Origin of the sequence: Kluyvera sp. EC_51 (assembly GCF_019584505.1) — a bacterium.
Taxonomy (GTDB): Bacteria; Pseudomonadota; Gammaproteobacteria; order Enterobacterales; family Enterobacteriaceae; genus Kluyvera; species Kluyvera sichuanensis.
Map to the genome: position 1 here is coordinate 1 of NZ_VDAG01000012.1, position 7444 is coordinate 7444.

General features: G+C 51.7%; 9 protein-coding genes and 2 pseudogenes. 3 read left to right on the plus strand and 8 right to left on the minus strand.

The annotated features are described in order from the left end of the window. The first annotated feature begins 8 nt into the window (after positions 1-8). Positions 9-140, plus strand: a complete 132-nt coding sequence (locus FHC49_RS24590; protein WP_370631750.1) for a replication initiation protein — start codon at positions 9-11, stop codon at positions 138-140. Between the two features lie 234 nt (positions 141-374). Here the strand turns inward: FHC49_RS24590 and FHC49_RS04540 are convergent, their stop codons facing one another. Both FHC49_RS04540 and FHC49_RS04545 read right to left on the minus strand, forming a co-directional pair. Next, on the minus strand, positions 375-836 hold the full coding sequence (locus FHC49_RS04540) for a hypothetical protein (RefSeq protein ID WP_220438934.1): 462 nt from the start codon (positions 834-836) through the stop codon (positions 375-377). Between the two features lie 76 nt (positions 837-912). Beyond that, entirely contained in the window at positions 913-1356 is a 444-nt protein-coding gene (locus tag FHC49_RS04545; protein ID WP_220438936.1) for a hypothetical protein, read from the minus strand. Between the two features lie 439 nt (positions 1357-1795). Here FHC49_RS04545 and FHC49_RS04550 point away from each other — a divergent pair, with 439 nt between their 5' ends. Then, entirely contained in the window at positions 1796-2041 is a 246-nt protein-coding gene (locus FHC49_RS04550; RefSeq protein ID WP_220422423.1) for a hypothetical protein, read from the plus strand. Between the two features lie 663 nt (positions 2042-2704). Here the strand turns inward: FHC49_RS04550 and FHC49_RS04555 are convergent. Together FHC49_RS04555 and FHC49_RS04560 are read right to left on the minus strand one after the other, a co-directional pair. Then, on the minus strand, positions 2705-3133 hold the full coding sequence (locus FHC49_RS04555; protein ID WP_220438938.1) for a helix-turn-helix domain-containing protein: 429 nt from the start codon (positions 3131-3133) through the stop codon (positions 2705-2707). Continuing rightward, the gene (locus FHC49_RS04560) at positions 3133-3312 is read right to left on the minus strand and encodes a Rop family plasmid primer RNA-binding protein (protein ID WP_220438941.1); all 180 of its coding nucleotides are present in this window, start codon (positions 3310-3312) and stop codon (positions 3133-3135) included. The genes FHC49_RS04555 and FHC49_RS04560 overlap by 1 nt, the downstream gene beginning before the upstream one ends. 416 nt (positions 3313-3728) lie before the next feature. Here FHC49_RS04560 and FHC49_RS24595 point away from each other — a divergent pair. Further along, a pseudogene (locus tag FHC49_RS24595) lies at positions 3729-3836 on the plus strand (replication initiation protein); the annotation flags it as partial. A 631-nt stretch (positions 3837-4467) separates the two neighbouring features. Here FHC49_RS24595 and FHC49_RS04575 read toward each other — a convergent pair. From FHC49_RS04575 to FHC49_RS04590, 4 genes and pseudogenes are all read right to left on the minus strand, one after another. Beyond that, positions 4468-4683 carry an MbeD family mobilization/exclusion protein gene (locus FHC49_RS04575; protein ID WP_029590204.1) on the minus strand — a complete coding sequence of 72 codons (216 nt, stop codon included), beginning with the start codon at positions 4681-4683 and terminating at the stop codon, positions 4468-4470. 6 nt (positions 4684-4689) lie between these two features. Continuing rightward, positions 4690-5181: an MbeB family mobilization protein gene (locus tag FHC49_RS04580; RefSeq protein WP_138627868.1), complete on the minus strand. Its 492-nt coding sequence runs from the start codon at positions 5179-5181 to the stop codon at positions 4690-4692. Between the two features lie 28 nt (positions 5182-5209). Next, positions 5210-5920 (minus strand): annotated as a pseudogene (locus FHC49_RS24600) (relaxase/mobilization nuclease domain-containing protein); the annotation flags it as partial. Further along, the gene (locus tag FHC49_RS04590) at positions 5859-6182 is read right to left on the minus strand and encodes a MobC family plasmid mobilization relaxosome protein (RefSeq protein WP_007772081.1); all 324 of its coding nucleotides are present in this window, start codon (positions 6180-6182) and stop codon (positions 5859-5861) included. The gene FHC49_RS04590 and the pseudogene FHC49_RS24600, both read right to left, overlap by 62 nt. Positions 6183-7444 lie beyond the last annotated feature (1262 nt).

Below are 7444 nucleotides of genomic sequence, written 5' to 3' on the forward strand. Positions count from 1 at the left end.
TGGACTGTATGCACGAACCCCCCGTTCAGTCCGACTGCTGCGCCTTATCCGGTAACTATCATCTTGAGTCCAACCCGGAAAGACACGAAAAAACGCCACTGGCAGCAGCCACTGGTAAAGGATGTACAAGATATTACTGATGCAGAGTTCTTGAACTCTCAGCCCAACTACGGCTAAACTGAAAGGACAAATTTGGTGGCAGCGGTCTTGTACACCCTGTTACCACGGTTCATAAACTTGCCGGTTTAATGAACCTTCGAAAAACCACCTTGCCGGGTGGTTTTTTCGTTTTCAGAGCAAGAGATTACGCGCAGAGCAAAACGATCTCAAGAAGATCATTTTACAAATTGGATAATATCCCTCCGCCCCTCACACTAATATAAAATTATCGGGCTTGCATGCCCCTCACCATTTTCCCCATATCCACCACCAAACAATAGTTCGTCGAGTTCTTTGCTAGCTTGATCAATACACGCAGCCACATGAATAGCAGAAGGGTATTCATCGTACTGAAAATAATCGCTTTTTTCAGGAGGAAGTCGATCATAATACGGATGACAATCCACATAATAATGACGTATTACCATCCCAGTTTTATCTTCGTACTCTGATGGCTGTAACGTACTCCCTGGGAAAGCTTTTGCAACATGTATAGCAGCTTGAAAGGTATCAAAATATCGCCCAAACATTGGCGTTTCAAAGCTAGGCGACTCTGTCGAAAAATCCCCCATAACTTGCGCCAAATAACCATTATCTATCTGCCATTGAACATCTGATCCCATAGCCCACTCTCCCAGAGTTACTCCTAATAAATAACCATAATATGTATTTACCATAACGCTTCACTACACGAATCAATGAAAAAAGCCCGCACATGGCGGGCTCACAGGGAAAGTATCACAGCGAGAACAATCAAAAGTTCATAGCTTTCTTGCAGTTGCGATAGGTTGTTGGATGTAGCGTTCCATAGTAATCATCACGGTCATCATCCCAAGCCCAGCTAATCAAATAAGCCTCAGAATCATCACTTACCGTGCGAGTTCTGCGTGTAAGCCCTGACCAGACACCTGAAAGTTCAGAGACATCAAAACCAAGCTCCTTTGCGAGGCTCTTGCACCAGAATCCTCGCTCACCATCCTCGCTTTCAAGAATAGCTTTCAGCACTGTTCGCGACTTATCACTTAAACCACGAACAAGCCTTTCTGCCTGAAGCGAGGAAAGATCATTAGGCCCATCTTCCGACTCCTCATAAACACCAGAAACCGAATCCCCAGTAGCCAATGCCAGCACTTCTTCTTTTGCTTGGTCTGATAACAACATCAAATCTTCACGGGATAAGAAAATACCACTAGTCATGAAACACTCCATTGTCTTGTTAAGATAAAAGGAGAATAAACATAGACAAGATACTTGTCAACAAGACAAGCGGCAAGTCCATACAACTAACATCAATTAACAGCTAGTTGTGTTTGATTTACCGCATTAACTGGGTTGCGATAGTGAGAGGTCAACACTCAACAGCCCGGATTTACCATAACGTCGCATTACGCGCACCGCTCAGACGGGCTGTACGCGATTTTCCTGCCGAAGCCGCAAAACCACATATCTTCCATCCTGAAAACGCCCCAGAATCGCGCTGGTGCGTTTTACGGGCGTGAATCGTTATGCACGCCAATGACTGACACCACGTTACGGACGGAAAATGCCATCAATCAGGCATTTTTATCCCTTTCCGGTGTATCTTCTCCCGGTAGCTACACTCGTTGATGTACACACTGCGCAACCAGGACACGATATGAAAAAGTGGCTCACCGAATTTTTCGACGATATGCGTTATATCTGGGGTGAATTCGTCCGCGAAGTAAACAGCGCCACGATAGATGACGATACGGATGCTCTGGATGCGCCCGGTGCGGAATACTCGGCAGAGTGGCACGCAACGCCGGATTTTGATCCGCAAAAGGCGATAAACATCATTGATAACGTGTATACCCACGATACCCTTCACGCGCACATCTATGGCCACGACTATGACCACTGAACATCATGCAAAAGCACCCAGGAAAAGAGTCCTGTGGCGCGACCTGGCCAGCACGGAAAAAGCATCACCCGACTTCCTGGTCGAGCGACCCGATGTAATAGAAGATCAAGCGCGATTCATCGAGGGGATAAAGCCTTCGGACTCGGGAACAGGACACCCCGCGAAAAAATAGCCCGGATCACATCCAGAATTTACGCTTAAAAAGCCGCAGACCTGAAACAAGCATCCATCCAAATAAACCGCATCCGCGCTACACCCCAAAACCCAAAGAAAACCATTATAAAACATGCAATTAAAGCGAAATTTAAGATAAAAAGTGTAGCGATGAGCGCTACACTTTTTATTTCATATAAAACAATGGGATAACTGCGTTTTCAGGGGCTTTTCGCTACACTTCAGACAGTGGGGGTGTAGCGCCCGAAAGCCTTGTGCTGCAAGGCTTTCGGAGCAGTACTGTATAGTGCGTCAGGTGTGACACGATTTTCTGGTCGTTTTCAGCCGCCAGAAGACTTATCCATCGGACAGGAAACAGAAGCGGTGAACGGGCACGCAATTTATTGCGTGGCTGTGAGGCGCTGGCGGGTGTCGGGGCGGCGCCCTGACAGGGTAAACAGATTTTTTGCATGCAAAAAATCGTACTGAAAAGACTGGTTCTCAGGGAAATCAACGCTTCCAGAACTGCCACCATGGCTTTTCAGGAACATCCTGCGGGTCAGAAACGCTCTGTTTATGCTCCAGAAGCTGCATGGCCTGACGAAGTGAACTGATATGCTCATCCCTAGCATTCACCGCATCTTTAAGCCCGGCGTTTTCCGACTGCAAAAGCGCTATCCTCTGCTGTAAATCTTGTAAAAAATCACTGTTAACCGCTGTAGAGAGACTGTCAAAATTTACAACATCGCTTTTGCTTTCACTTACAACGTCAAGAGCACCAAAAACACGCATAAGTTCAGAAACATCAATAGCTTTTACAGACTTACCATGCTTTACAACTGAGGTGTAACTTAGCTCACCAGATTTAATTAGCTTGTAAATAGTAGGACGACTGACACTGGCAAGACGTGCCGCTTCGCTAATTGATACACGGGCCATTATAAATCCCCCAGACGAATAGCCAGAGTGCGATAGAGCTGTTCCGCATCCTCATGCAGTTTTTCGCACAAGTCGGCCTCTGTATCGAGATCCAGTTCGTTAAGCTTCTCCAGCAAAAGCAGGGATTGCGCCTGAATGAATTTCGCCATATTCAGTGCTGTTTTCTGTTGTTTAGTCATCACTGCGTCAGTGCTCCAGGTTATATCCGGTTCTTTTCCGCTTCCTCGACCGTTCGCTCGCTACGCTCGGTCACTTGTCTGCGGCGAGCGGACAGGGCTTTCGAAGAGACAAATAAGGTAAACGGTAAGCGTAATCAAAAGACAAGACAGGAGCTATAAGGCCACGCCCGCACGGGCGTTTTTCCATAGGCTTCGCCCCCCTGATAAGCATCACAGAATCGGACGCTCAAATCAGTGGTGGCGAAACCCGACAGGACTATAAAGATACCAGGCGTTTCCCCCTGGCGGCTCCCTCGTGCGCTCTCCTGTTCCTGCCTTTCGGTTTACCGGTGTCATTCCGCTGTTATGGCCGCGGTTCTCTCATTCCACGCCAGACACTCAGTTCCGGGAAGGCAGTTCGCTCCAAGCTGGACTGTATGCACGAACCCCCCGTTCAGTCCGACTGCTGCGCCTTATCCGGTAACTATCATCTTGAGTCCAACCCGGAAAGACACGAAAAAACGCCACTGGCAGCAGCCACTGGGTTACGCACGACGCCTTCGGTAGCTGAACAAGTGGGACATCTGATGGAAATGGAAGCCACGCAAGCACCTTAAAATCACCATCATACACTAAATCAGTAAGTTGGCAGCATTACCAATAAATGTAAGCATCACTCTTACTCCTGTTATCAACATTAAACATAACATCCGTTGCCCGCACCACTGAAACGGGGTTGGCTGCGTTTCCGGTGCCAGACGCGAGAAAGTGGCGACAGACATAACGAAAAAACACCAGAAACGCAGCCGCTGAATATTACACTGGTGCATAGTCATGCAGCCAGATGCATGGATGTTAAAGTCACACTAAAATCCGCGCCAATGCCTTAAAAACCGACAAATGCTTCTCCAGCCAGTCCCACAGCTCCGCCGCCAGGTATAGGCAGTTAAGCAATGATTCAATAAGATTTAACAGCTTCATTTCCCGCTCCTGAATAAGTCGTGACCTTTTTGATCACGAACCTATTTAGCGGGAGAAATAAGAGCCCCTCTTCGTGCGGGTTGTCAGCTGCCTGGATGGTTTAAAGTGTCGGCCCGCGGTAGGTTTTCTGCGGCTGGCGCTCCAGCTCCAGTGTTTTCTGATACTCATTCTCCCTCTGCCGGAGCTCGATCGCATTCAGTTCCCGGACAAGCGGCGCAGCTGCTCGCTTAAACTCAGCACCTGCGTGCTCAAGTCCGACACGCGCTCGTTCAGCATCGCGTTCTCCCGTTGCATAAGACCACACATGCTCCGCCATTCCGCGAAGGCGCTCTCCCATTCGTCCAGCCTTTGCGAGTAGTCCTGCTGTAGCTGCTCTAATGCGCTCAGCAACTGCTTTTCCAGCTCTGTCATTTTCCGCTACTCCTGTTTCAGGCGGATCCATGTCGTCCCGTCGTAAGGGATGGCTTCGGTTTGCATCCCCGGCGGCAGGATAAGGAATCTCCGGCCGTCGCTGCTCTCCTGATAGCGCACTCCCCACGTCCGGGCGGTCATTTTCGCCAGGGTATCTTCCTGCTGACGAAGATGCGTGTAATTGTCGGTTATCTGCTGCCCCTGCCACCACAGAATGCTCCCGCTCGTGCCGATCAGCAGCGCTGACACCATCAGGATGGTGAGCCATGTCCTCCCGGCCGTCAGCAGCACGCTCCGCCGGTTTTTCTCCATCGCCTCGCTCATATTCTGCTGGTGGGCGCTGATGGCGTCGCTGATTCTCCTCGCGCTTGCGCTCAGTTCCGCTCTGACAGACTGCTCGTGCTCGCTGAATGCGGCTTTCAGCATCTCGCCGGTACTCTGCTGCTGCGCTTTCAATTTCTCCTCGAAGTCCCTCGAGGCCGTAAAAAGATTGCTCATAGATAGCTCCCTTCAGTCGGATGTTTCGCCCCCCGTCCGGGTCGGCAATGCTGATACTGCTTTTCGTGGTGCGCACCACCTCAAAACCTGCACCTTCAAGAGTGTCAGTGACATCCTGACGGCTTTTCAGCTCCCCGGACGAGGCTAAGCTCAGTAGTCCCCGGGTAATGGCTTCTGCGGCCTCCTGCTTCGTTTTCGGCAGCCCGGACGGCGTGACCAGCGCCCGGCGGTTTTCCGGCGCGTTCGGGTCGTGCAGCCCCAGTCTGCCGTTCACGATAGTCTGCCAGGCATCGATGCGCGGCCGGTCGGCGCGGTCGTAGTAAGGCTGGAGCCGCCTGCCGGTCAGCAGCTCGGTATTGGGGATCAGAAAGTTCAGCTCCAGACGCCCCTTGTCCGCGTGCTCCACCCACAGAATGCTGTACTGATCTTTATCGAGTCCGGGCATCAGAACTCGCTCGAAGCTGGCCATCAGTTTTTCCCGCTGGCCGGGAGGGAGATCGGCCTCCGCAAACGACAGGACGCCGGAGGTGTATTTCTTAACGTAAGGCGACGCGTCAATCAGCTCCCGGACTTCTTCCGGCTTCCCCTGCAGGACGGTGGCGCCTTCACGCTGCCGGTCTTTACCCAGCAGATAGTCCACCGGCCCGGCGCCACCGCCGCGACCGCGTGGATGAAATTTAACGATCATCGTCCGTTCCTTTCTCAAGAACGGCGTGCCGCAGCCGCTCAAGTCCGGCATCGATGGCCATCAGCGCCGCCACAATCTGCACCCTGTCATGGCCGGTACCCCCGCCGGCGTTAACACGGCGGGCTATCTGGTTCAGGTTATTGCCCATGCCGGCAAGCTGGCGCAGCAGCGCCGGCGAGATTGAGGGAAGCTTTCCGGAACGTGCCGGCTTTTCGTCCAGGCAGGTCTGCCGCATCCACGCTGCCAGCTGCCTGCCGTCGCAGCGCTCAAGCAGCCGCCGGTGCTCGTCCTCCGTCACCCACATGGTGAGCATCTTGTTCCGTTTCTCTGACAAACCGGCCTCCTGATAACGCCGGGACGGGCGGGAAAGCCTTTCCCGGTCGGCGCGGGGTTGGACAAGCCGCAGGCGCGTCAGGCTTTTGGCGGGTTTCGGGGCGCAGCCCTGAACCAGTCACGCAGCGCTAGCGGAGTGTATACTGGCTTAATATGTTACGGCGGAGTAACACTTTATGAAAGTGCTTCATGTAGCAGGAGAAAAAGGTGGCACCAGCGCGTCAGCAGAATATGTGATACAGGATATATTCCGCTTCCTCGCTCACTGACTCGCTACGCTCGGTCGTTCGACTGCGGCGAGCGGAAATGGCTTACGAACGGGGCGGAGATTTCCTGGAGGATGCCAGGAAGAAACTTAACAGGGAAACAATAAGGCCGCGGCAAAGCCGTTTTTCCATAGGCTCCGCCCCCCTGACAAGCATCACGAAATCTGACGCTCAAATCAGTGGTGGCGAAACCCGACAGGACTATAAAGATCCCAGGCGTTTCCCCCTGGTAGCTCCCTCGTGCGCTCTCCTGTTCCTGCCTTTCGGTTTACCGGTGTCATTCCGCTGTTATGGCCGCGTTTATCTCATTCCACGCCTGACACTCAGTTCCGGGTAGGCAGTTCGCTCCAAGCTGGACTGTATGCACAAACCCCCCGTTCAGTCCGACTGCTGCGCCTTACCCGGTAACTATCATCTTGAGTCCAACCCGAGAAAGCACGACAAAGCGCCACTGGCAGCAGCCACTGGTAACTGGGATATACGAGAGAGAGATTCAGAGGTCTTGAAGTATGGGCCTGACTGCGGCTACACTGAAAGAACAGTTTCGGTATCTGCGGTCTCGTATACCCAGTTACCTGGTTAAGCAGTTCCCCAACTGACTTAACCTTCGATCAAACCACCTCCCCAGGTGGTTTTTTCGTTTTCAGAGCAAGAGATTACGACTGAAACGACAGGATCACAAGAAGATCATTAACTCCGAGAGTAGTAACTCCCACCATGTTTGCCTATCAACACACTTAGGAAACATTACTTGCGTTTAGTTATACGACTTCTAGCTCTCCATAACAGATCCTCATTTTCTGCTGATGGATTTCGACGGTATCGTTCCTCCGCTTTCCGTACTCCATATTCAGGGAAGGCGCGAACAAGTTCCTGATATGAGATCATCATATTCATCCGGAGCGCATCCCAGAGGGACATCATGAGCCATCAACTCACCTTCGCCGATAGTGAATTCAGCACTAAGCGCCGTCAG